This is a genomic window from Photobacterium makurazakiensis, from assembly GCF_050336715.1.
Taxonomy (GTDB): Bacteria; Pseudomonadota; Gammaproteobacteria; order Enterobacterales; family Vibrionaceae; genus Photobacterium; species Photobacterium makurazakiensis.
This window is the reverse complement of the sequence record NZ_JAKJSJ010000011.1, coordinates 79608-102274: the sequence shown is the minus strand read 5'-3', so window position 1 is coordinate 102274 and position 22667 is coordinate 79608. Positions and strand designations below refer to the sequence as shown.

Genomic DNA, 22667 nt, shown 5'->3' with positions numbered 1-22667 from the left:
CCTTCAATGCCAGCGCTTTTTAAGGTTTTTAAATGTCTGGCACTTATTACCAATTTTTGCCATAAGGCATTACCATAAGGCTGTTGGCTTAAATTGATTGAGATAAAAATGAAAAATAGTTTTTTTGCAGTGGCAATCTTACTGGCGATACCAATGTCGGATGCACATGCGGCTGTGGAAAATACGCCTGTTAGCTTTCAAGATATCCCGCAAGTAATGGTGAAATTTGATAATGCACCAGAGTACCAAAAGAAAGCGCTAACATATGGGCGCCTTCCACATGATGTGGAAATTGGTCGAGTACTTGTGACCTATATTGCGGATGAAGAAGGTAAGCCAGAAATCGAAACAAAAAACATTGTCACGGAACAGATTGTGATTGCTCGTAATCCAGAGCCAGTGAGTGGTGCCGTGTATAATGAATGGTTAGTTCCGCAAGAACAATGGGCTTTAACCTATGGTGAAGTACCTATGTTCGATCGATTTATGCCTTTTCAACGGGTAAAGAGTATTAAAGCCATTTTGATCACCGATGAAATACTGGCTTTACTGGGTAGTGAAGATGGCAACACTGCCGTTATCGACGTGGAATGGACTGAACAAGGGATGACGGTTTATAAAGATGGGTACTTGGTCGATGCGGGTTATGGCATTGCCCCTGATGAAATGAAGAAAACGTATAAGCTAATTGAAAATGAATAAACACTTGCTACTTGATTTGATCCTTACAGAGCTCAACGCTGTCTATCAAAGTGCGGTAGAGGCAACGGAGCGGGCTCAGAATACGGCAACAGATGATCAGAATGTTGCAGAGAACCAATATGATACTCTAGCGCTTGAGGCTGCGTATTTAGCACATGGGCAAGCGCAACGGGTCGCGGAGTGCCAAGCTGATATCACCGCTTATCAGCAGTTGAAATTAACACTCACGGAAATCAATAACCGAGTTACTCTTGGGTGTTTTATCCATTTAATCGATGAAGATGATAACGAAAAATTCGTATTTTTCGGTCCTGCCGCTGGTGGTGTCAAAGTGTGCTTTGAAGAAAAAGAGGTTATTGTTGTTACGCCGACATCGCCCTTTGGCGAAGCGCTTATTGGCCGCGAGCAAGGCGATGAAATTGATGTTCATATCGGTAATAAAGTGGTGCTTTATGATATTGAAAGCGTTGTTTAGGTAAGGGTATGTAGACAAGCGCTTTACGCTGCTGTCTTATCAAATCGATGGGTAGATATTAAAAAGGGAAGCAGCTGCTTCCCTTTTTTATGGTGGGGTAAAGTTACGCTTCAGGCTCTATGCTGTCTGAATTCATAGTAAGCAATTGGTCTTTTTGCTCATTCATCAAGTCATCGTAGATGGCAACAGTTTCTTTAAACTGCTCTTTTTCCTTGCTTGGAACCGATGAAGCCATTGGAATATTGGCTGTCATAGGGTTAACAGCGCGGCCTCGGATCAGAAATTCATAGTGAATATGTGCACCTGTTACACGGCCTGTTGCGCCAGCTAACGCAATACGTTGTCCTCGAGTGACCTTCTGGCCTTTACGAACAAGCATCTTACTATTATGCAGGTAGCGTGTACGGTAATTAGAACCATGTTCGATAACAATATAATTACCCGCATAAGGATGGCTTAGTGCTTGAACGACCACACCGTCACCAGTAGCAAGTACAGGGGTGCCTGTTGGGGTAGCAAAGTCGACACCATTATGGGGTGATACACGGCCTGTTACAGGGTGGCGTCGTTTAGGGTTAAAGTGAGAACTAATACGCCATTTTTGGTTTGATTGGTAAGGGTAGCGCATGAAAGCACGTTGTAGGCTCTGGCCTTTAGCATCATAGAAATTACCGTCACCATGAAGGTAAGCGGAGGTTGTTTTACCACGGCTATGAATACGTATCGCACGAATTTCATGCTGACCCGTTAAGGTGCTTTTTACCGACTGGCGCGATACTACAACTTCGAAATTATCACCTGCACGTATATCTCGAGCAAAATTAATCTTATCTTTTAGTAAGTTGGTGATCTCATAAATTTCAGTCAAATTTAGTCCAGCTCTTTGGGCTGAGACAGAAAAGCTGCCATTTATTTCACCTGTGGCAATGGTATCTTCCCAATCACCAGGAATTGAAATTTCCTCTACCTCAAATGCGGTATTATCAACACGCTGATAGGCTACCTTCTCTGCGAGACTGAATTCTAATTCAAGTCTTTCAAGTCTTTTTTCCTCACCATCAAGCCAAAATCGTAACCGGTGACCAGGTTGCAGAGTGTCAATTTTAAGGTAATTGAGATCAGCTTCCATAAGCAGTTGAATATCAGAGTATGGGACATTCAAGCGGGAAAAAATTTGGCTTAAAGAATCGCCCTTGTGAATCGTGTAGGCAAAGCGTGGCGGTTCAATCACGGGCTGGTCAGTGCTACTTTCATTGCTCCATGGTGTTGAAGAAAGTGCCAGCTGTAGCGGGATTTCTCGAATAGGCGAGGTGTTATAACTGAAGATAGCAGCCAAAGTGAGAACAGAAAGGCCTGCTAGCCCCAAAAATTTGATCGACATCCACTTGTTAGGGATTGTCATTTTTTGCGATGACATACAAAAAGAACTCGTCGTTATTGTTTAGTGGTAAGGGTTCTTTGTTGGGCATGGCCAGTGAAGCGCCTAGTATCCATACCAACTTAAATAATGCGTTAGCATCAGCTTCAAATCGAGACACATATTGCCACAGGTCGGACTTTTTGTTTGTCAAAAAACTTAGTATTTACACTTTTTTATCGTGGACGGATTATTTTGCGTAAGAAAGGTGATTTTAGTCACATTTTTCAGCGGGATGGTGCGTATTTGTTCACCACAATAAGCGATGTTTGAAACTTATTATGGTGAATAATCAAGAAAGGCAGATGAGTAGAAATGTCATTATTTTGTCTTTTACAGCTTGAATTGTTTTCCACAATCTTTGCAGATATGTATAGATTTGTAGAAAACTCTCTGCCAAAAGTTGCGTTTTATGCGCGCTAGATTATGACAGCTACATTCCATGTGTGATTTTCCTCAAGTAATTTATTACGCACACAGTCTCACATTACAAAGCTGAATGTATGCTTAATTGTACTCATTTGTCTTAATTATGATACAGGTTTGATGTGCTGGTCACGTTATGTGTGTGGATGCATTGCTTTGTAAAGTGTATTTAGAATGTTTAATGCGATATAGGAATGGGGTGATACAAGTTTTATGGGAAATGAGGGGGAGGGATTTCAATGTTATCGGGGGAGCGGTAAGGTCTTGAGTTAGACCTTACCAGCTATTTCTTTTACAAGAATTGGATTTTCACAGCTTGTAGCTTTGTCTTCGAGTCATCCATGATGAACTCAACAAGGCTGCCTGAAACTGGTTGGCCTTGGCTTGCGACATTCATTGCCGAAAAACCAATGTCGCCACCTAAATCACATGTGATAAGGCCAGTGTTATTTTGAGGGTTAAAGCTGCGGATAATGCCAGTTTGTGAAGTCATGATTTTTCCTTAAGCCCAAAGCCTGCATTTTGGAGTATAAAAATAGACTGGGTTTCAGTGCTATGTACTCACTTGCATTGGTTTTGTGGCTATTCAATTGAGTATGTATACGCTTAGTAACATGCTTAAACAAACATGTTAGTTCTGTCGTTTTACTCTGTGACCTTTATATCACCGTCAGGCGATCACCAACGCGCTGACTCATCACTGTTTCTTGCTCGCAACTTAGCGTGAACAGTGGAAATATAGAGTGAAATCTTTTAGAGGAGCTTGCTTACTTTGGCGAGAAGTGAGACGTGTTCTTCGGAAATCATTGCAGGTCTGAGTAGCAGACAAATGGACTCTACTCGTAAAATTTGCTGTTGTAAATACATTTTATTGCAATAAAGTGTGGTTTATGTCGTATTTTGTGGGTGATTTCAGCTTGGTTTAATAAAGTAGTGCTATTGCGTTTACACGTTGGTTTGGAAACGCACATCAAAATCAACGTAATAAGTACAGTCCAGACCTGAGGTAAATCGGTCGAAAATACGGTTCACAATTTGGTGATAATTGGGGGTAATGATGGCATCGACCGCACCACATAGGAGGTACTGTTTGGATGTCGAAGTGAGATTATGAGTAAAAAATGTGATTTTTTCCGCTTTCTCGGCTTCAATTAACGCTTTCACAATACCTCGGTTACCTGAACCGACATTGTAGATACCTGTAAGATCATCATAACGCTTTAGTAGTTTTTCGATGAAAAAGTGATTGTGCTCTGGCTCATCATTTCCATAAATTGGCGGGATTAGAGTCAGTTTTTTTGACAGTGCATTAACACTGGTTTTAAATCCATCTACTCGCAGTTTATGGTTCCAATATTTATCGACACCACCGACTATTGCGATTCGACCTTGAGTATTTGAGTTGAATTTTGTCATCAAATAACCGGCTGTTTCACCAGCATTAAAGTTGTTAAGGCCAATGTAATTGCATGCTCGCAGGTTTGGGCCGGGTTCACTCAATAAGCAGATACAGGGAATATTGTGTAAGGTGAATCGCCCGAGAGCCGATGCCACTGTGGGGTGTTCCAGAGGTTGCATTACAACCCCAAGGCATTTATCTATATCAATACTATTCAATACTGATGACAGTGAGCGATGATCCAGTTTGTCATAATTGCGCCAGCATATTTGGATATTACGTTCTGCCGCAGTGGTGTGGACGAAGGAGTGCAGGTTTTCATCGATTGAAGGGCCTGCGCCAGCAGGTAAGATAAAGGTTAGCTTTTTCCCTGCCTGCTGAAGATAATTTTCTTGGCTTAGCTGCGTTCTCAGCTGCTCAATGCCGCTCAACACTTTATCTCGTGTAGATTGACGAACAGTACCACGATTGTTTAGTACGCGGTCAACGGTTGCGGGGCTGACACCTGCCATAATGGCAATGTCTGAAATCTTAAACTCCTGCATACAGCACTCCTTTTTTACAGCCAAATTAAGATAACAGTGAGGGTAACCACAGTACCGTTGCCGGGAAAAAGATGGTGATAGCCATAATGAAGACATTCGCAGAAAGAAACGGGAGTGCTCCCATAAAGATCTGTCCAATTCCCATTTTAGATATCGCCGAGCAGACATTTAGGCAATTGCCCACTGGTGGTGTACAGGCTCCCACAGCAAGTCCGGTGATGAGTAAAACGCCAAACTGTAGTGATGAAACCCCCGCTTCGGCTGCTACCGGCAAGAAAATGGGAGTCAGGATCAAAATCGCAGGGCTAACATCCAAGAAAGTCCCGATGGCCAAAATAAACAGTCCTAATAACAGCATTAGTGCAATTGGGGATAACTCAAGACCCGTCAAGAAAGTACTAATTTGGTAAGGGATATTTTCTAGCGCAAGAACCCAAATATACAGCTGGGACAGGGCGATGATCATCATAATTTTTGAGCTGGTGGTGACTGTCGCACTCACACAAGATAAAAACTGTTTCATGGTGAGATTACGGGTGAGGAAGAAGCCAATGACTGCCGCGTACACCACTGCGATCGCTGATGACTCGGTTGGGGTTGCGATACCCAAAATCACGACACCAATAATCAGGATTGGCATTACCAGCACATAAGAAGATTTAATGACTTCAGTGACAACGATTGACAAGCTAATTTTGATGTCTTCTTTAGGAAACTTGTTTTTGTACGCAATGAATATCGTCATTCCAACCTGGAATAGGCCGATCATTAGCCCCGGTATGGTGGCGGCTAAAAAGAGCGCACCAACAGATTCTTGCGCAGCGATAGCGTATAAGACCATTGGTATAGAGGGAGGTATGATCATTCCCATGGTGGATGAAGCAACGGTGATCCCAGAAGAAAACTTTTTCGGGTAGCCTTTTTTCTCCATAGCAGGGATCAAAATAGATCCGATAGAAGCGGTATCAGAGGTTGAGGATCCTGAAATGCCACCAAACACCATCGAGGAGCCGACGTTAACCAGTCCTAGTCCACCGCGAAGGCGGCCAACAAAGAGCATGCAGAAGTTAATAAGTCGTTGGGTGATCCCCGACTCATTCATCAACATACCCATGAAGATGAACAGTGGTAGTGCCATGAGTGAGTATGAACTGAAGCCTGCAAATAAGCGTTGTGGTAAAACAGCAATAAGGTCGGGTTCATTCATGAAAAAATAAAAAAAGGATGAGATCCCCAAGGAATATGCAATGGGTACCCCTAAAAACAAAAGAACCGCCAAACTGCCTAATAATAAAAACATAATTAATCTTCCCCTAACCAAGACTTTCCAAGTGTGTCGGTATCAATGACTCCGACAGCAATTTTTATCCCACAGAAAAACATCGATAGTGTTGTACATAACGGCACAGCGGCCTGCGCCCACCAGCGGGGAACTTGCAATAGAGGGATATTTGTATGACCTGTGGTTTCAATCCAATCTAATGAGTGAATGAAAATGACGTAGTTAATCGCGAACAATAGGCACAGGACAAGTAAATCAAGTAGCTTACGGACAGTGGGTGGCATTTGCTCTGCAAACCAGCAGATAGTGATGTGTTCTCGTTTGGCTATGGCGACGGCGGCGCCAAGGCTGGTTGTGTAAGCAAACAGAATTACAGCGATTTCGTTGGCACCCATAATCGACTGGCTAAAGCCATACCGTAAGACGACCTGGGTGACAACCAGTGATGCCATGATGAAAAAAAAGCTGCGAGACAAGATGTTGGCTATTCTGATCACAAAAGCTTCCGTACCCAATAAAAAGGGCACAATGCCGATGGTTGGCTGTGACTTTGGGGTGGTGTATTCGATATCCATAAACCCTTTCTCCTAAAACACCAATCGTGGGAATCAATTCCAATTGAAATAAAGCACCCCTAAGGGTGCTTTATCATTAGGATAATTAACTGCAGCTATTTGAGGCTTTTATCGCAGCATCAATGTCATCCCAGCTAAAATCACCACGTTTTACGAAGTAGTCATAGACCGATTTCGATTGTTCTTTCAGTCTTGTTTTATCACTATCTGACACATCCACCACGGTCATATTTTTCTTCATTTGTTCAATGGATTTTGTTTCTTCTTGACGGTATTGGCTGACATTCATCGCCATTGTTTCGCGGGCGACGTCATCAAAAGTTGTTTGCAGATCTGCTGGAAGGCTGTCGTACCATGACTTGCTGACCATTAGCGGGTCCGGACCTATGGAGTGGTTATCAATAGTGATTGATTTCAGTACTTCATTGAGTTTTGAGTCCAGCATGTTGGTTGGTTGGGCTGTTACCCCGTCGACAACCCCAGTACGTAACGCAGAATAGGTTTCTGTCCAAGCGACACCTTGCGGGTTACTGCCAATGGCCTGTTCAAGATGGTAGAGTACTTCGTCACCAGAAGGGACTCGCATTTTTACACCCTTCAGATCGTCAACGCTTTTAATATTGGCTTTATTCAAACCGTGCGCCCGAAAGCCGATAGAGATCCCGACCGCAGGAATATGGATCCCATTGTCTGCCGCTTCGTCTGATAGGTTTTGCATCCAATTGGATTGAACGAGGCACTCAGCTTGGTCCCAATTTTGAACAAGGTAAGGCAGTGACATAATGTTGTACTTGAAAGAAGCATCAGGGTAGTTACCGCCACGTGTTCCTTGAAGAACGCCAGTCGCTAATGCATCAAACGACTCACGCTCATTGCCTAAAACACCGCCAAAATAATTTTTTACCTTAATTCGGCCTTCGGTACGTTTCTCTAATTCTTTTTTAAAGTATTTCATTGAATCACTGCGCAGTGACTTACTTGTTTGGGTATGGGCATACTTGAAGGTATATGTTTCTGTGGCTTGTGCTGTAAGGGGAAGAGCAATTAACAGGGATAGCGGTAACGAAAGAAGCTTTTTCATTGAGTACATCCTTATAATTGTAATGTTGGGCCGGCTCAGCCGGCCCTGAGTTTCTATGCAAGTTCAGTTTGTTTAATACCAGAAAACTGGGATTGGAATTTATTGAATGAAGCCCGGAACCCGTCTTCGAAAGTGCCGTCCTGTGGTCGGTAAACACTTTCGAGTGAAATGGCACCGCTGTAGTTTTTGTCTAGCCATTCTGCGATTGCTGGCAAGTGTGGAGCCATTTGCCCTTGGCCTAGCGGACAGTTAGATATACGTGCCTGCTCAATGAAGACGTTAATGTCTTTCATGTGGACATGGCCTAAGTAGCCACCTTCGAGGTTTTGTAGGGCTTGAGTTGGGTCTTCATGGCAGAACAGTGAATTGGCAGGATCCCACATGATTTTCAGGTGGTTAGTACCGAGATCATCAATGAGTTTTTTACCTAAAGCCGTTGAGGTAATGATTGCGTTGTTACCTGTCTCGACAGCCAGTGTTATGCCTTCACGTTCTGCAAGTTCGACAATTGGGCGGAAAAGCTGGACAGTTTTGTCCCAAGCGCCATTGGCGACATTCCATTCTTCGGCGCCATTGTCGCCAAAGATGATCATTTCTTTTTTGAAGCTCATCGTACGAACAATCGGAGCCCCAAATTGCTGTGCCATTTCGATACAGCGCTGTAGTTTCTCCATGTGGCCCTGATACCACTGATCACCCACTTCTACATCAAAAACTGAGCGGCCTGCAAAGTTATGACGAGAAATTGATGAGACTTTTAGGTCATAATCATTGATAAGTGCTTTTGTTTCATTCAGTTGCTTGGCATCTAAATCTCCAACTTCCTTTTTGTGAAGAAACTGTAGTTCAGCATATTGCAAACCGTGTTCCTTCATTACTTCGAGCGCATAGGGAAAATCGCGACTGATACCATCTGTAATTACACCAAGCTTTGCCATTTTTCTTATCTCCTAATTAGTCACTTATCTATGAGGGATTTACCAGTTAACTTCTGTATCAGACAGTTGCTCTAGTACTTTCACAATTGTCCAGTTATCGCCTTCGGGGTAGACCGTTTTACCTGCTTGGAACAGTTCGTAGGCTGCTGAAGTGGTGAACATAGGGACACCTTTATCTTTAGCCATCGTCATTGATATCCCGAGATCTTTGTACATGGTGCCGATGTGACTGCCTGTTTTTTCAAATTTACGATCCATGATGAGCTTGGCGCAGTTCTTAAATAGCGGGCTGCCAACAGCACTGGCACCAAATACGTCGTAAAGTACCTTGCCAGAAACACCTGCTTTGCTACCCAGTACAAGAGATTCGAAAATAGCGGCAAATGAAGCACCGATATAAGCTTGAAGTGCGGCTTTAACGGTTTGTCCTTGTCCAGCTTCTTCGCCCACATGAAAGATATTGGATGAGATGGCTTCAAGTACCGCACGGTTGCCATCAAGCACTTCAGATTTTGCCGCTAACATTAGAGTCAAGGTGCCATTTTGTGATCCGGCTAAGCCACCGCTGACTGGCGAGTCGATGATGTTTAAGCCTTTATCCGTTGCGTACTTTGCGACGTCTTCCATTTCTGCAGGATGAATCGTTGCGGTAATAGCAATGGTGCTGCCTTTTGCCATCGTCTCAGACAAATCGGTGACAACTTGCATGGCTTGCTTGCCGTTCATAACCATTACAAAAGCAATATCTACGCTACTGCCTAAATGGTTACATGAGTCGGCTAACTCGCCTCCTGCCTCGCGAAATGCCAGTGCACGCTCTGGGTTTAAATCAAAACCAACCACCGTATACCCTGCCGCAAGAATGTTCTTTGCCATGCCGGCACCCATGTCTCCAAGACCAACAAAACCAACCTTTTTCATCTTCATGTTCCTATGCAATGAGTGTTACTGGATTGAATTTGATACTAGGTGGCTCTGATGTATTCCCTCAAGACAATCTGTCATGTAAAGGTTTCATTTGTGACTAATATGTTAATTCTCACTAGTATGAGGTTTTTTTTAACATCATGAAGGCTTTAGCTCACAGTTTTAAATAGGTAGAGACAAAAGTTCTACATTCTGTATTTATCTATCAAATATTTCGCCTATCAATTATTTTTCAGTTTATTATCTTGATGTATGTGCTGGGTGAATAAATAACCTTATAAAACAGGCTGTTATGTAAGTGTTTTTTTGATGGGATTAAAACCCTCAAATGATAATGATTTGTTAAACGTGGCGGCGAGAAATAATTGCAAATGCAATTACTCTAGACTTTGGTTCAAGAAGTGATTTTATGCTGGTAAGCCTATACTTGCCGATTAAGTCGTTATTCGTGATAACCCTAGAGGTGATCAGCTGGCATTTGCCTTGAAAGAGCGGCGATTGATTGGGGCAATGGCTGTCGGTCTGAGTCGTATTGGTAAAGAAATCCGTATCGCACAGATGTTGATAGAAAAGCGCGCGGAAATCCCTCCTGAAATGCTCACTTGCCCCACGACTGATCTCAAGAAACTACTTAAGATGTCAGCTAAGCCATTGTCTTGTAAAACTTGTAATGACTATGTGGTTGGGCAAGACATTGAAGATTAAGTATTGAAATAAAGCTGAGTTGTGTACGTGGGCAGGGAGCTGCGGAGGTACTTTTTTTGGGGGAGGGTTTGACTGTCTAAGTCTCAGTTATATCAGCGAAACTTAAATTTTGAGTCTATGACTGAGACTTATATGTGGTCACGTTTTAATGCTTTTATAGTTCCAGAACTTGATAAACGGAACGCTGGACTGTAAAATTCTTAGCAAGCGACTCCCTGCACCTGATGCATATTTCATCTGTGTTGGCGTAGGTTATTTAATTCTATTATGTTTGCCAAAGAGGACATGAAATGAGTAACACATTCGATCCAACGAAAGAAACGCTGGAAGCGCCAGATGAGAAAAGCTTTTGGGATAAAATGAAAAGTGGCGCGAGAAAAATGGGCGGTTCGTTGGCCTGTACTGGTATTGAAGCCTACTTAGCAATGTCAGACAAAGCGACACCTTATAAAGATAAGATCGTACTTGGTTCGGCTTTAGCCTACCTGGTATTGCCGGCAGATATGATCCCAGATATTGTACCGGTTGCTGGCTATACCGATGATGCAGCTGCATTGGGTATTGCCGTTAAAACCGCTAGCGACTCAATCACAGAGAAGCATGAGGAAGAAGCACAGCAGATTTGGGACGATTTATGATACTGGATATTATCCCTTCATTTCTTCTTCCGTTTATTGGCGGCATACTCTTATATATATTTGCCTTTGATGGCATAAGCGAAATTCGAGAGTTGATCTCAAGCATTAATAAGAATAAGCAAAAGAGGTTGAATAAAAATAAGCGTTAATTGCTTATCGTAACTTTGTATATTGATAATTCGTTATTTCAGCCACAGGCTATACTCAGTATATTACTAAGGATGAGCTATTCTCTGAACAATAGAGAGGACTGATGACATGACGAATAATGCAGCATTGATAGTGCCTGACATTACTCTGGTTTTGTCATCATGGTTTAATCAAGACTTTCGCCTTACTGACGACTTTCCTACCACCTAAGCCCCGCTTGGCGTTTTTAGCCAGTAACCCCTGTTGCTGTATGTGTCACTTCGTTCTTTATGAATGACAGTGTTGGTTGAGGTGAAATCGACGACTGCTCGTATTGTTTTCTGAGGAGTGGTTGTTGCGAGGAAATTATCATGAAACGCATTCCCGAACCCTTTCGTATCAAAATGGTCGAGCCTATTCGGATGACCGATGAGAATGATCGTCGGATCGCGCTTGAAGAGGCGGGTTATAACCCGTTCATGCTGCGCAGTGAAGATGTATACATTGATTTATTAACCGACTCTGGTACCGGCGCAATGAGCGATAATCAGTGGGCCGGATTAATGCTGGGGGATGAATCGTATGCGGGAAGCCGAAACTATTTCAATTTGTGCGATGCCGTTAAGCACTTCTTCGATTATAACCTCACCATACCCGCTCATCAGGGACGGGGGGCAGAGCAAATCCTTTTCCCTTGCCTAATAGAACGAATGCGTAATGTACGGGGTGGTACAGAAGCAATATTCCTGTCGAATTTTCATTTCGATACCACTGCTGGCCATATTGAAATGAGTGGTGGTAAAGCAATTAACTTACTTACCGAAAGCGCTTTGCACACCACGACTTATGATGATTGGAAAGGGAATTTCGATATCGCCAAACTTGCGGCTGCCATTGATCATTATGGTTCTACGAACATCGCCGCCATTATTACTACCGTTACGTGCAATAGCTCTGGTGGTCAGCCAGTATCGATGGCGAATATGCGGCAGGTGTATGAGCTAGCACAGAAGAATGATATTCCAGTGGTGATTGACTCTGCCCGCTATTGTGAAAATGCGTATTTCATCAAGCAGCGTGAAGTTGGCTATAGCGATACATCGATATTAGACATTATTCGAGAAATGTACTGTTATGGTGACATCCTTACCATGTCGGCAAAAAAAGATCCGATGGTTAATATTGGTGGTATGTGCTGTATTCGCGACCATCAAGAGCTGTTTCAAGCAGTGAGAACCCGTTGCGTACCAATGGAAGGCTTTGTGACTTATGGCGGCATGGCTGGTCGGGATATGGAGGCTTTATCTCGGGGATTATATGAAGCTGCCGATGAAGACTTTCTCCACTACCGGATCAGCCAAGTGAAATATTTGGGAGAGCGACTACGTGAAGGCGGCGTGCCAATCCAACACCCAACAGGTGGTCATGCCGTGTTTGTAGATGCAAAGAAAATTCTACCTCATATCCCACCGGCGCAGTTTCCGGCGCACGCTTTGTGCAATGAGCTGTACTTAGAGTCGGGCGTACGAGCTGTAGAGATTGGTTCATTGTTGCTGGGGCGAGATCCACAAACCGGTGAGCAGAAACCAGCACCGCTTGAATTAATGCGATTGACTATCCCAAGGCGGGTTTATACCAACGATCACATGGATTATGTTGCTGATGCGCTGATAGCGGTATGTAAACGAGCCAAGGAAATTAAAGGCTTAGCGTTTGAATATGAACCGCCAGTACTGCGTCATTTTACCGCGCGACTGAAGCCAATATCGAGTTAGCTGATGATAATTGAACAGGTTGCTTTAATTATCCCCTATTTTGTGTCGATTATTTGGATATTGACCTAGTGCTAACTTGCTGATGACTAAAAATGAACAAAAGCCTGTTTATTATATAAATCAAGTAACCGCCTTTAGTCATTTAGCTTATTAATAAAAGCTAATAAGGAATTGAAATGAAAAAAACTTTACTTGCATTGGTATTAGCTGGCTTAGTTTTAGCTGGATGTGATCAGAAAGCCACCCAAGAGCCAGCCCAGCCTGCGGAAGAATCGCCAGCTAGTGTTGCTGATCCAGCTGTGCCTGTGCAGCTGCCTGTTGAGAGTGACGAAGTGATGGCGCAGCAGGTTTCTGACCCAGATCATACTGCCCGACATGCATTGGATTGGAACGGTACATATACCGGCGTTTTGCCGTGTGCAGATTGTGAGGGGATCAAAACTGAGTTAGTGCTTCAGCTTGATGGGACTTTCACCCTTGTCGAAGTGTATTTAGGCAAAGAAAAAGGCACGTTTGAACAAGAAGGCACATTCAACTGGAACGCAGCAGGCAACACTGTCTCGCTTGTTGGTGGTAGAGATGAAGCGGTGCAGTATTTTGTGGCTGAAAATAAGCTGTTCCGGTTAGATCAAAATGGTGAGCGTGTTACCGGTGATTTAGCAAGCCATTATGTATTGAAAAAGCAGTAATCGTATTTTATGAATAAATAAAACTACGGTAACTCAACTGCCCTAATGTAGAACTTTAACATTGGGGCACTTACTCTTTTAATACACCTCCATTTCGTTGCTACGATATTTTTGTGTCAGCTTTTTTTACACTAAAAGATAATCTAGAAAGCAATAAAATAATTAAGTAAGGTAAGCTATTGATTTAAAATCGTCCAAAAAAGTTGGCCTATTAGTTGCTTTATACCTCAAGGAAATAGGGAGTGTAAAACAATGAATAAGTATACGAAGGTTTTGGCGTTATCATTTTTATTTACACCAGCTGCAGTAAGTGCAGCTGTCATTGACTATATGGTTATTACAACAGGTGACCAGTTTTTAATGTCTGATTCTGAAATCGGTGCGATAGGGGTAAATAATAGTACGTCCCCTCCAGGCTCTATGCCGAGTTTACCTGGTGGTACAGCGAGAACGGTTTCACAAGGTATTACTTTAGATGGTGACGCGGCACTTATTGGTAACGATTTCTTTAACTTTAGTAACTCTGATGTTCATTCCGCAGATACAGGTGTCGGCAATCAAGGTGTTGATTGTGAAGGTACATTTAATAATTGTAATGATGGAACCTCAAATGATCGGTATAACACAACCCCAGTCACCGCAAGCTTTTCTTCTTTCGGAAATAATAATGGTGCTCAAGGCGGAGTTGACCACTCTGGTTTAGTTACTGAGCTGAATAACTTTTTCACTCAAATATCAGGTGCGGCAGCAACAGGCACTGAAATTAATTTGAGTGATGGGCAGGTTAATAACCAGTCTAATGCGATTTGGGATTACAGCAGTGATGGTATTGATGGCTTAACTTATATTGACATTGTTACAAATGGCAATGACTTTAGTATTACGAATTCCAACATCACGATAGTGGGTGATGCTAATGATATTTTAGTTTTTAGGGTTGAAAATAATGAGGCCATGTTAGCCAGCCAAAGTAACCTACTACTAGATGGCGCCATTGGTGATAATAACGTATTGTTCTTTGTCGATGATGACTCTAGTAGCTTTGGTTTTAATAATGTGACTTTCCAAGGAATGTCGATGTGGGATATTGGTAGCTCTAGCAACGAAGCTGTGTTTAACAATGTCCAATTCTGTGGTCAGGTCATTACGGATAAAATCAACTTCCAAAATGTCAGCGGCTCTGGCTGTGCGATTGATTTTACTGAATTTGAAACACCGCCAACACCGACGCCTGCTCCTGCTTCTGTTTGGGTAATGCTTGGTGGTTTAGCGGGCTTAGGCATTACGCGACGTAAAATGAAAAAAGCATAAATAAGAAGATTAATATTTGCGGCTTATGGTTAAGACTCAATAAGCCGCAAATATTATGACGTGATTAAATGAGCGATTAGCTCACAACCTCAATATCACTTTTTGGTACACAGCAGCAGGCAAGCACTTTCCCAGCTTCTTTTTCACCCGGCAAAAGGGCTGGCACATCGGGTTGATCTACCACGCCAGATTCCACCGTCACTTTACATGCACCACACAGTCCAGCACGACAGCTATTGGCTATCATGATCCCTGCATCTTCAGCTTGCTCAAGTAATGTTTTCTGGTTATTGCCTTCAAACAAGTTACCATCAACGCTTACGGTGAATGTTTGCTCTTTTACGGGCTGTTTTTTAGCGACACCAAAGGCTTCTTGGTGGTAATTGGATAGCGCCAAACCAGCTTGCTGGAGTTGGTCTTTCGCTTGTGACATGAAAGCATCAGGGCCGCAGACAAAGACTTGGCGATCGGTAAGATCATCGATGATATTGAGATGCTTCCTTGATAGCCTGCCTTGCAAACCGTTCCATGCTTTGGAGGGGCGACTTAATGCAATATGTACGGTTAAATGCGGATGCTGTTTCGCCAGAGTATTGAGCTCTTCTTGGTAGGGGATATCGGCTTCCGTTCGGCATTGATGGTAAAACACCACATTACGAATCTGTTTGTTATCAGCCAAATAGCGCAGCATGGAAATCATCGGTGTAATGCCACTACCTGCGGATAACAATAAGAGTTTGTCGGTATGGTGGCCGAGATGAAAAGTACCATCAGGCTTATCTGCAACTAAAGAATCACCGACATGGAAATTATCATGAAGCCAATTTGATATTCGCCCTTCATCAACTCGCTTTACTGATATGGCATAACGACCAGGTCGTGATGGGCTTGACGATAAAGTATAGCGGCGTGATACGTACTCACCATTAACTTCGATTTGTAGTGGTAAGTGTTGACCCGGTTGGTAAGTTGGTAAAGTCTGCTGCTTCGTGGGCTCGAGCCAGAAAGTGCAAAAATCTTGGGCAATCTCTTCTCGCTCTACACAGGTGAGCGTGAGGTGCTGTTCGCTATTATCGGGATAAAACTCTTTTGGTTTTGTTTCGAGTACTTCTACCTTATCGCCCGCTCGAATTATACCTTCATTCAAAGCGATAAGATTTTGTCCGAAATAAACATCACCGCGGCTATCTGCACGAAATTGCGATAAGGTTTTTAATGGCTCTTTCAGAGAATTGAATTTACCTGTTATTGGATCAACCGTTGTCAGAATACAGCGTGAGCACGGTTTAACGGCTTCAAATTCAACTTCGCCAATACGAATACGTTTCCAGCTATCTTCGATGAATGGCTCATTACCCGTGACCACTAAATTGGTCCTGAAATTATCCATGCTGTGTTGCTGAGGACTGCGTTCATTGAGTGCTTGTAAAGAGCCTTCACTAATGATCAGTAGCGGGTAGCCATCAGCAAAGCTGACATTTTGATTAATTTTAGCCCTGACACGATTTGATTGCTCACCGGTGTAAAGCAACTGTACTGAAACGCCAATAATGTCGCTGAACCAGCTATTTGCTTCTTCGGTTGTGCTATAGGCATCAAAGCTATCACCCCAAACAATTGCTTCCGTTGTTGCCATTTGAAATTCAGAGTATTTCAACGTGATTGGTGTTTTGTTCGGATAGCTCAGCACTAACCCGTGTGGCAAAATTGCGGCAGAAACTTTTACTAATAGCGGGTACTTCCTTGCTGTGATCATTACACCGTCATCAGACGCGACCATAAAACGGCGATCAAAGCTTATACCTTGCTTTTCGACCCAAGCCTGTGACTGGCTTATTCCACCGATTGATTTAATCGGGAATACATTGATTTGCGAAAGTGCTATTTGGGCGGTTTCTGAATGAGTCACGGGTATCATCCTTGTCATTTTTGGACTTTGAGGTCTCAGCATTTTATCAAATTCTATTGCAGAAGTTGATTGAAATTAGCGCCAAATAAATCCACGCATAGCGAATTAGTGCTTTGTGTAAGCGTGTGATTATATTGACTTTTATGATGTTCAAATGAAGTTTATCAAGAGTTTCATTGCTTTCTGTCATCTTAATTAATATATGGTCGTTATATATTCTATAGGCATTATTACAACCAAAAGATAAGTGTTATGGGAATATTAAAACATTACGGAATGAAGTTTAAACTACTACTGCTAATCGCGAGTGCAGCAGTATTTATGTTAGCGATTACAGCTTTTCAAATAAATCAGGCTTATGAAAATGACATTGCTGAACGAAAAACAGCAATGCAAGAGCAGGTGAAAGTTGTTATTAGTTTGGTTCAATTTTATTCAGATCAATACCCGGCAGACAAGCAACAAGCACAGCAAGAAGCGAAGGCAGCCCTTTCTGCTATGCGGTTTGAAGGGGATAATTATTTTTGGGTGATCGCAACGGATAATACCTTGGTAATGCACCCATTGCGTCAACAGCAAGAGGGGCAGTCGATGCAGTCTGTCACTGATGCAAGTGGGAAAGCCCACTGGCAAGAGATGACAACCATTGCACGTAATACCGGTTCAGGCTTTTTGACCTACGCATGGATAGCACCTGGTGGTGACGTGTCAGAAAAAGTCTCATATGTTGAAAACTATGTACCGTGGGGATGGGTTGTTGGCACGGGCGTACACCTACTTGATATTGAAGCACAGTTTTTTAATAACATTGTGCAGCAGCTCAGCTTAAGTGCTGTGGTTATTGTTTTATTAGTGTTATTGGGGTTGTGGATCAGTAATGATATTTGCCGTCCACTGGAAAAACTGACTCATTTGGTTAGAAACCTTGAGCGGGGCGATCTTACCCAAGACTTTTCGATGGATCGACGTGATGAAATTGGGCGTATAGCCACAGCGTTACATTCAGCCTCTTCTTCGATGCGATTTACCCTACAAGCGGCAAATAGCAATGCAGACCAATCGGTGGCGATGGCAGGGACTATTGCCGCTGCAAGTGAACAGTGTGCCCAGTCGATCACCGAGCAGCATCAGCAGTTGGCTCAATTAGCGACAGCAATGGAAGAAATGACGGCGACCATTACCGAAGTTGCACAAAATGCAGAAACCGCTTCGCACTCAACGGCTGACATTAACTCGCAGGTTGATGCCAGTAATCAACGTATGCAGCAAGCCATTGGGTCAATACATAATGTATCAACGGGAATCGCCAACTCTGATGCCCGCGTCGGTGAACTGAAAATGGGTGTTGAAGATATAGGCAATGTAACCCAAGTGATCCAAGGGGTGTCTGAGCAAACGAATTTGTTGGCCTTGAATGCAGCGATTGAAGCGGCACGTGCTGGTGAGCAAGGCCGTGGCTTTGCCGTTGTTGCTGACGAAGTACGTAACTTGGCAAGCCGAACTCAGCAGTCGACTATCGAGATTCAGGAAACGATCGATAAGCTGACGACGAGTACGTTAAAAACGGTTGAATCGATGACCGAGAGTACTGAGCAGACTCAAAATAGTGTAGAACATACCGAACAAGTTCAGGAGGAGCTTAGCCGTATTGCTACGTTAGTAGCAGAAGCCAATGACATGATCATGCAGGTCGCGACAGCAGCTGAGCAGCAAGGAACCGTCACGGAAGAAGTCAATAATACGGTAGCGCACATTCATACCGCGACCGATGACATTAACCGCGCAGCACAACACTTGGCGTCTGAGAGCCAGTCGCTCAGCAGGGCAGCCTCTGAACTAGGTGAACAGCTTAAACATTTTAAAGTGTAATCTAAGCATCTAATAGAAAACGTTTTACCATAAAAAACCACAAGCATTGCTTGTGGTTTTTTTATATCTATTCAATGTGATTATTTCGCAAGTGCTTGGTTTAACCACTGATCGAACTGTCCTTTTGGCAGTGCACCATTGATTGTGTCAGCCAGTTGACCATCTTTGAATACCATAACGGTTGGAATGCTACGAATGCGATATTGGGCAGCTAACGCCTGCTGTGCTTCGGTATCAATTTTAACAAAGCGTACGTCGCCATTACGTTCATTAGCAACGTCTTCAAATACAGGCGCAAAGCCAACACACGGGTTGCACCAAGGGGCCCAGAAATCAACGACTACAGGCTTATCACCCTGTAGTAATGACAAGAAGTTATTGGTAGTACCTTCAATAGGCTTACCGTCTAGCAAGTGTTCCTTACAAGCGCCACAGGTAGCGGTATCACCAACACGCTCAGTAGGGATGCGGTTCATCGCTTTACAATGAGGACAGCGGGTAGTCATTGTTGTCATAGTTACGTTCCATTCGATATTCTTAACGTACTAATTTAACGACTACCCCGAAAATAGAAAAGCAGGAATAACAGATTATAGTGATAGAAATAATCTATCGGTTATGATTTCACCTTGTAATATTGGTTGTTTGTATTGCCAATAACGCACCAAACCGTGGCTTAGTGAATAAGTCCCATATCTCTAGCTTCCTCAATGGTTAAGCCGCTTGCTCTGATATCACGAAGTATTTCAATGCGACGACGTGCTTCTGCTTGCTGGCGCTTATTTTTAGATACGTGAGACGCTGTCTCGTCTTTGTAATCCCACTTCGAAGAGACATTAGCCATCTCATTGTGGTCGATAGAATTGATAGACACAATTACCTCCTGAAATTAGTCCTGCGTCGAAATCCACCTATCTTTATCAAACGTTTGTGACAGAGTTAAGACGAACAAATCGACTTTGTGACATATCCCAAATTTGTGCAATTCTAATGAAAACTTGCTTTCCACGGGCTCGAAACGCGAGTACTGTTGATGATTCCACTCTGCGAATAATAGACTGTTTTAGATCAATTTTTTCGTCACTTAGCTAAGTTAGGAATGTATTGCTTAAAATAGCAACCAAGAGCCGGTGAAATTCCCATCAATATCATTTTAATTCATGGGTTTAGGCGGTTATTTATTCTGAGTGGTTGAATGATGTTCGGTTGATCGTTTTAAGACTTTACAGTCGGAACCATTACCCGTATTATTCGCCGCACAACGGAGAGATGGCTGAGTGGCCGAAAGCACCTGACTTGAAATCAGGCGAGGGGCGACCCTCCTAGGGTTCAAATCCCTATCTCTCCGCCACATTCAGAAAGCCCAGCAGAAATGCTGGGCTTTCGTCGTTTTAGTGGCAGCGAAAGGGATTTGAAAATCCTGCCATACCAAAACCGCTCCGCCACATTCAGAAAGCCTCGACAGAAATGTCGAGGCTTTCATCGTTTTAGTGGTAGCGAAAGGGATTTGAAAATCCTGCTATACCAAAATCGCTCCGCTACACTTTTCATGTCAAACATTGCCCCCCCTCCAAACCACGCAAAGCAATGGACGCATTTAATATCAAAGAGCCGCCCATGACGAATGAGCGTAGAAATACCGCAGCCGTTTGATTTTGGCCTTGAAGTGATATTAATCGACAAGATAAACAATCTGAATTGTCGCAGCGTACCATTGGTTATATAACCCGCATCCTTTTCTTAATATGTTAAAACGTGATGCAAAAGTTGATTGATGCGTTGGCTACTCAGGGATACTTTGTCTGGGATGATTTTCTAACTCCGGTTCAGGTGGATGCCCTGAAATCCTGCTTGCCCGAGAAGTGGAGCAAAGCGCGAATTGGCCGTAATGATGAAGTGATGCGTGAATCATCCATTCGTAGTGACAAAATTCATTGGCTTGCTGCTGAGCAAGGTGTGGCAGCGCAAGATTTTCTTGAAAGAATGGAAGTGATCCGTCGAGAGGTGAACAAACAGTTTTTTCTTGGTTTGTTTGAATATGAAGCCCACTTTACCAAATACGAAAAAGGCGACTTTTACCAAAAGCATCTCGATTGTTTTCGAGGAAATGAAAACCGCCGTTTGACGACTGTTTTTTATATGAATGACAGTTGGTCAGAGCAAGATGGTGGTGAGTTGGTGGTGTATGATCTCGATGATAGGGAATTGATGACGTTGCAGCCAAAATCAGGGCGACTACTTGTGTTTTTATCGGAGCTATTTCCTCACGAAGTACTACCAACAAATGTTGAAAGGTTCAGTATTGCGGGTTGGTTTCGAACCAATGGTGTAAAAGGTAGCTTGTTGGATATTGCGCGATAAAGCCCCATTAGACGCTTTTGATTACATCTAAAAACCAAAAAAATTGATAGAGCGGGTCCATAATGGTCGGCGAAGCCACTGATTTATCAGTGGCTTTTTGTATTTGAACTCTCGTTGTTGTGCTTAATGGCATTAATTAATCTTCAGTGATTTTTTTCAGCAGAAATAAGAATGCGACTTTTTCGGTTTCATTCAAATTCTTCAATGTTTCTTCGGTTATTTTTTTTGCACTCGGTAGCATTTTTTCGACTAACTCACGACCTTCAGGCGTTATCGTTATAATCACTTTTCGATTATCTTGGGTATCTTGTACGCGTTGGATCAACTCTCGAGCCCTTAATCGTTTTACTACCCCCCTGATTGTCGCCTGATCGATATCGGTCTCGTTGACGAGTTCTGTTAACGAGCTTGGTCCGCGATCAACAATTGTACAGAGTGTGGCGAATTGAATTGACGTTAGTTGCTCGTCATAACTTAAGCTCTGAAAGATTGCAGTATGTTTCTGATACGACTTACGAATCAGGTGACCGACCTGCTCACTTAAAATATAACCCTGCTCTTTTAAACTGTTATTTATATTTTTATTCATATATCAACACGTTATCTATATTTTGGCTAAAGGCCATATTATATTAATACAAACATTTTTCATCCTAAATGTCTGACATTTTATTCATCTATTTTAGCCATGTAGAATACAGCACTAAGCGGTCATTCTTCGCGAGACCGATTATATGAATATTTGCACGCCTTGCGATGTTGATCGCCAAGGTTGTGGGTACTGAAAGAGCAACGAGTATGCCAATACCGCAAGTTGCCACTTTTTGTACTAGTTCATAACTGATCCTACTGGATATTAAAACAAAACCAAGTTGAGTATCGATTTTATCTATTGAACCAATGAGCTTATCAAGTGCATTATGGCGGCCAATATCTTCACGAATACGTGTCACTTTACCTGTTTGGTCACACCAAGCCGCAGCATGAAAGCCGCCAGCATTTCGTTGGTACTCCTGTTTATGTTTTAGTTCTCCCACTGCATTTTTGACTGCCTGATAAGTTGGGAGTGGAGGTGGTGATAGCTGTTGAGGCGTTTTGACGGCCTCAGCTAAAGACTCTATCCCACACAAGCCGCATCCAGTTCGTCCCGTGATATTGCGTCTTTTATCCTTGAGTGCAAATATCCGACGGTTGGTGATGGTGATGTGAATTTGTACACCTGAATCAGACTCTTCAATTTCTATATCCTGGCATTCTGAGCGAGTCATAATAATTGACTCCGACAAACTAAACCCAAGAGCAAAATCTTTTAGATTTGAGGGGGTTCCCATCATCACTGCGTATGAGATACCGTTATATATCAGCGCAATTGGCTTCTCTTCAGCCACTACCCCTTCACTGTCCCACTGACCAATCGATCCTATTTGCACGGTTTCTAGTGGTTGGTATGGCCGATCGCTATCTACACCATATTCTAAACGGCCCCCTTTGTCGTATATTTTAGCTTCCATGCT

22 protein-coding genes and 1 tRNA gene are annotated in these 22667 nt (G+C 43.0%); 10 read left to right on the top strand and 13 right to left on the bottom strand.

Going from position 1 to position 22667, the window contains the following annotated elements:
- Nucleotides 1-108: 108 nt before the first annotated feature.
- Together L4D09_RS04080 and L4D09_RS04075 are read left to right on the top strand one after the other, a co-directional pair.
- A complete protein-coding gene (locus tag L4D09_RS04080) occupies nt 109-702 on the top strand; it encodes a hypothetical protein (protein ID WP_428456220.1) in 594 nt (197 codons plus the stop codon).
- A complete protein-coding gene (locus L4D09_RS04075) occupies nt 695-1177 on the top strand; it encodes a GreA/GreB family elongation factor (protein ID WP_428456219.1) in 483 nt (160 codons plus the stop codon). The genes L4D09_RS04080 and L4D09_RS04075 overlap by 8 nt, the downstream gene beginning before the upstream one ends.
- 103 nt (nt 1178-1280) lie before the next feature.
- On the opposite strand, the gene L4D09_RS04070 is transcribed toward L4D09_RS04075, so the two are convergent.
- From L4D09_RS04070 to L4D09_RS04035, 8 genes are all read right to left on the bottom strand, one after another.
- A complete protein-coding gene (locus L4D09_RS04070; RefSeq protein ID WP_428456218.1) occupies nt 1281-2594 on the bottom strand; it encodes a peptidoglycan DD-metalloendopeptidase family protein in 1314 nt (437 codons plus the stop codon).
- Between the two features lie 718 nt (nt 2595-3312).
- Nucleotides 3313-3513 (bottom strand): hypothetical protein, encoded by a 201-nt coding sequence (locus L4D09_RS04065; RefSeq protein ID WP_428456217.1) that lies wholly within the window; start codon nt 3511-3513, stop codon nt 3313-3315.
- A 452-nt stretch (nt 3514-3965) separates the two neighbouring features.
- Nucleotides 3966-4964: a LacI family DNA-binding transcriptional regulator gene (locus L4D09_RS04060; protein WP_428456216.1), complete on the bottom strand. Its 999-nt coding sequence runs from the start codon at nt 4962-4964 to the stop codon at nt 3966-3968.
- 25 nt (nt 4965-4989) lie between these two features.
- The gene (locus L4D09_RS04055; RefSeq protein ID WP_428456215.1) at nt 4990-6264 is read right to left on the bottom strand and encodes a TRAP transporter large permease; all 1275 of its coding nucleotides are present in this window, start codon (nt 6262-6264) and stop codon (nt 4990-4992) included.
- A 2-nt stretch (nt 6265-6266) separates the two neighbouring features.
- Nucleotides 6267-6821, bottom strand: coding sequence for a TRAP transporter small permease (locus L4D09_RS04050; protein WP_428456214.1), 555 nt, complete (start codon nt 6819-6821; stop codon nt 6267-6269).
- Nucleotides 6822-6906: 85 nt separating this feature from the next.
- Nucleotides 6907-7902 (bottom strand): TRAP transporter substrate-binding protein, encoded by a 996-nt coding sequence (locus L4D09_RS04045; RefSeq protein ID WP_428456213.1) that lies wholly within the window; start codon nt 7900-7902, stop codon nt 6907-6909.
- Between the two features lie 53 nt (nt 7903-7955).
- The gene (locus L4D09_RS04040; protein WP_428456212.1) at nt 7956-8840 is read right to left on the bottom strand and encodes a sugar phosphate isomerase/epimerase family protein; all 885 of its coding nucleotides are present in this window, start codon (nt 8838-8840) and stop codon (nt 7956-7958) included.
- 39 nt (nt 8841-8879) lie between these two features.
- Entirely contained in the window at nt 8880-9761 is an 882-nt protein-coding gene (locus L4D09_RS04035) for an NAD(P)-dependent oxidoreductase (protein WP_428456211.1), read from the bottom strand.
- 450 nt (nt 9762-10211) lie between these two features.
- On the opposite strand from L4D09_RS04035, the gene L4D09_RS04030 reads away from it, so the two are divergent.
- The 5 genes from L4D09_RS04030 (at nt 10212) to L4D09_RS04010 (ending at nt 15014) form a co-directional block, all read left to right on the top strand.
- Nucleotides 10212-10472 carry an oxidoreductase C-terminal domain-containing protein gene (locus tag L4D09_RS04030; protein WP_428456330.1) on the top strand — a complete coding sequence of 87 codons (261 nt, stop codon included), beginning with the start codon at nt 10212-10214 and terminating at the stop codon, nt 10470-10472.
- A gap of 290 nt (nt 10473-10762) precedes the next feature.
- Nucleotides 10763-11110: a YkvA family protein gene (locus L4D09_RS04025; RefSeq protein WP_428456210.1), complete on the top strand. Its 348-nt coding sequence runs from the start codon at nt 10763-10765 to the stop codon at nt 11108-11110.
- A 500-nt stretch (nt 11111-11610) separates the two neighbouring features.
- Nucleotides 11611-13014, top strand: a complete 1404-nt coding sequence (locus L4D09_RS04020; protein ID WP_428456209.1) for a tryptophanase — start codon at nt 11611-11613, stop codon at nt 13012-13014.
- A 176-nt stretch (nt 13015-13190) separates the two neighbouring features.
- The gene (locus L4D09_RS04015) at nt 13191-13703 is read left to right on the top strand and encodes a copper resistance protein NlpE (RefSeq protein WP_428456208.1); all 513 of its coding nucleotides are present in this window, start codon (nt 13191-13193) and stop codon (nt 13701-13703) included.
- Nucleotides 13704-13955: 252 nt separating this feature from the next.
- Nucleotides 13956-15014, top strand: a complete 1059-nt coding sequence (locus L4D09_RS04010; RefSeq protein WP_428456207.1) for a hypothetical protein — start codon at nt 13956-13958, stop codon at nt 15012-15014.
- 76 nt (nt 15015-15090) lie between these two features.
- Here L4D09_RS04010 and L4D09_RS04005 read toward each other — a convergent pair whose 3' ends face one another.
- Nucleotides 15091-16932, bottom strand: coding sequence for an MOSC N-terminal beta barrel domain-containing protein (locus L4D09_RS04005; protein ID WP_428456329.1), 1842 nt, complete (start codon nt 16930-16932; stop codon nt 15091-15093).
- Between the two features lie 243 nt (nt 16933-17175).
- Between L4D09_RS04005 and L4D09_RS04000 the strand changes: the two genes are divergently transcribed.
- On the top strand, nt 17176-18792 hold the full coding sequence (locus L4D09_RS04000; RefSeq protein ID WP_428456206.1) for a methyl-accepting chemotaxis protein: 1617 nt from the start codon (nt 17176-17178) through the stop codon (nt 18790-18792).
- Between the two features lie 80 nt (nt 18793-18872).
- Here L4D09_RS04000 and trxC read toward each other — a convergent pair whose 3' ends face one another.
- The gene (gene trxC / locus L4D09_RS03995; protein WP_428456205.1) at nt 18873-19307 is read right to left on the bottom strand and encodes a thioredoxin TrxC; all 435 of its coding nucleotides are present in this window, start codon (nt 19305-19307) and stop codon (nt 18873-18875) included.
- A 161-nt stretch (nt 19308-19468) separates the two neighbouring features.
- A complete protein-coding gene (locus L4D09_RS03990; RefSeq protein WP_428456204.1) occupies nt 19469-19666 on the bottom strand; it encodes a hypothetical protein in 198 nt (65 codons plus the stop codon).
- Between the two features lie 389 nt (nt 19667-20055).
- On the opposite strand from L4D09_RS03990, the gene L4D09_RS03985 reads away from it, so the two are divergent.
- A tRNA-Ser gene (locus L4D09_RS03985) sits at nt 20056-20143 on the top strand.
- Between the two features lie 407 nt (nt 20144-20550).
- Entirely contained in the window at nt 20551-21153 is a 603-nt protein-coding gene (locus L4D09_RS03980; RefSeq protein ID WP_428456203.1) for a 2OG-Fe(II) oxygenase, read from the top strand.
- A 136-nt stretch (nt 21154-21289) separates the two neighbouring features.
- Here L4D09_RS03980 and L4D09_RS03975 read toward each other — a convergent pair whose 3' ends face one another.
- Nucleotides 21290-21742 carry a MarR family winged helix-turn-helix transcriptional regulator gene (locus L4D09_RS03975; RefSeq protein WP_428456202.1) on the bottom strand — a complete coding sequence of 151 codons (453 nt, stop codon included), beginning with the start codon at nt 21740-21742 and terminating at the stop codon, nt 21290-21292.
- Between the two features lie 88 nt (nt 21743-21830).
- Nucleotides 21831-22664 (bottom strand): formate dehydrogenase accessory sulfurtransferase FdhD, encoded by an 834-nt coding sequence (gene fdhD / locus L4D09_RS03970; RefSeq protein ID WP_428456201.1) that lies wholly within the window; start codon nt 22662-22664, stop codon nt 21831-21833.
- Nucleotides 22665-22667 lie beyond the last annotated feature (3 nt).

What these genes read in the sequence shown, in the direction of transcription:
- L4D09_RS04035 (WP_428456211.1), bottom strand. Translation starts at nt 9,761, where the DNA reads ATGAAAAAGGTTGGTTTTGTTGGTCTTGGAGACATGGGTGCCGGCATG.
- L4D09_RS04070 (WP_428456218.1), bottom strand. Translation starts at nt 2,594, where the DNA reads ATGTCATCGCAAAAAATGACAATCCCTAACAAGTGGATGTCGATCAAA.
- L4D09_RS04080 (WP_428456220.1), top strand. Translation starts at nt 109, where the DNA reads ATGAAAAATAGTTTTTTTGCAGTGGCAATCTTACTGGCGATACCAATG.
- L4D09_RS04020 (WP_428456209.1), top strand. Translation starts at nt 11,611, where the DNA reads ATGAAACGCATTCCCGAACCCTTTCGTATCAAAATGGTCGAGCCTATT.
- L4D09_RS04065 (WP_428456217.1), bottom strand. Translation starts at nt 3,513, where the DNA reads ATGACTTCACAAACTGGCATTATCCGCAGCTTTAACCCTCAAAATAAC.
- L4D09_RS04050 (WP_428456214.1), bottom strand. Translation starts at nt 6,821, where the DNA reads ATGGATATCGAATACACCACCCCAAAGTCACAGCCAACCATCGGCATT.
- L4D09_RS04000 (WP_428456206.1), top strand. Translation starts at nt 17,176, where the DNA reads ATGGGAATATTAAAACATTACGGAATGAAGTTTAAACTACTACTGCTA.
- L4D09_RS03980 (WP_428456203.1), top strand. Translation starts at nt 20,551, where the DNA reads ATGCAAAAGTTGATTGATGCGTTGGCTACTCAGGGATACTTTGTCTGG.
- L4D09_RS04040 (WP_428456212.1), bottom strand. Translation starts at nt 8,840, where the DNA reads ATGGCAAAGCTTGGTGTAATTACAGATGGTATCAGTCGCGATTTTCCC.
- L4D09_RS04075 (WP_428456219.1), top strand. Translation starts at nt 695, where the DNA reads ATGAATAAACACTTGCTACTTGATTTGATCCTTACAGAGCTCAACGCT.
- L4D09_RS04015 (WP_428456208.1), top strand. Translation starts at nt 13,191, where the DNA reads ATGAAAAAAACTTTACTTGCATTGGTATTAGCTGGCTTAGTTTTAGCT.
- L4D09_RS04025 (WP_428456210.1), top strand. Translation starts at nt 10,763, where the DNA reads ATGAGTAACACATTCGATCCAACGAAAGAAACGCTGGAAGCGCCAGAT.
- L4D09_RS04005 (WP_428456329.1), bottom strand. Translation starts at nt 16,932, where the DNA reads ATGATACCCGTGACTCATTCAGAAACCGCCCAAATAGCACTTTCGCAA.
- L4D09_RS04045 (WP_428456213.1), bottom strand. Translation starts at nt 7,902, where the DNA reads ATGAAAAAGCTTCTTTCGTTACCGCTATCCCTGTTAATTGCTCTTCCC.
- L4D09_RS04060 (WP_428456216.1), bottom strand. Translation starts at nt 4,964, where the DNA reads ATGCAGGAGTTTAAGATTTCAGACATTGCCATTATGGCAGGTGTCAGC.
- L4D09_RS03975 (WP_428456202.1), bottom strand. Translation starts at nt 21,742, where the DNA reads ATGAATAAAAATATAAATAACAGTTTAAAAGAGCAGGGTTATATTTTA.
- L4D09_RS04010 (WP_428456207.1), top strand. Translation starts at nt 13,956, where the DNA reads ATGAATAAGTATACGAAGGTTTTGGCGTTATCATTTTTATTTACACCA.
- fdhD (WP_428456201.1), bottom strand. Translation starts at nt 22,664, where the DNA reads ATGGAAGCTAAAATATACGACAAAGGGGGCCGTTTAGAATATGGTGTA.
- L4D09_RS04055 (WP_428456215.1), bottom strand. Translation starts at nt 6,264, where the DNA reads ATGTTTTTATTATTAGGCAGTTTGGCGGTTCTTTTGTTTTTAGGGGTA.
- trxC (WP_428456205.1), bottom strand. Translation starts at nt 19,307, where the DNA reads ATGACAACAATGACTACCCGCTGTCCTCATTGTAAAGCGATGAACCGC.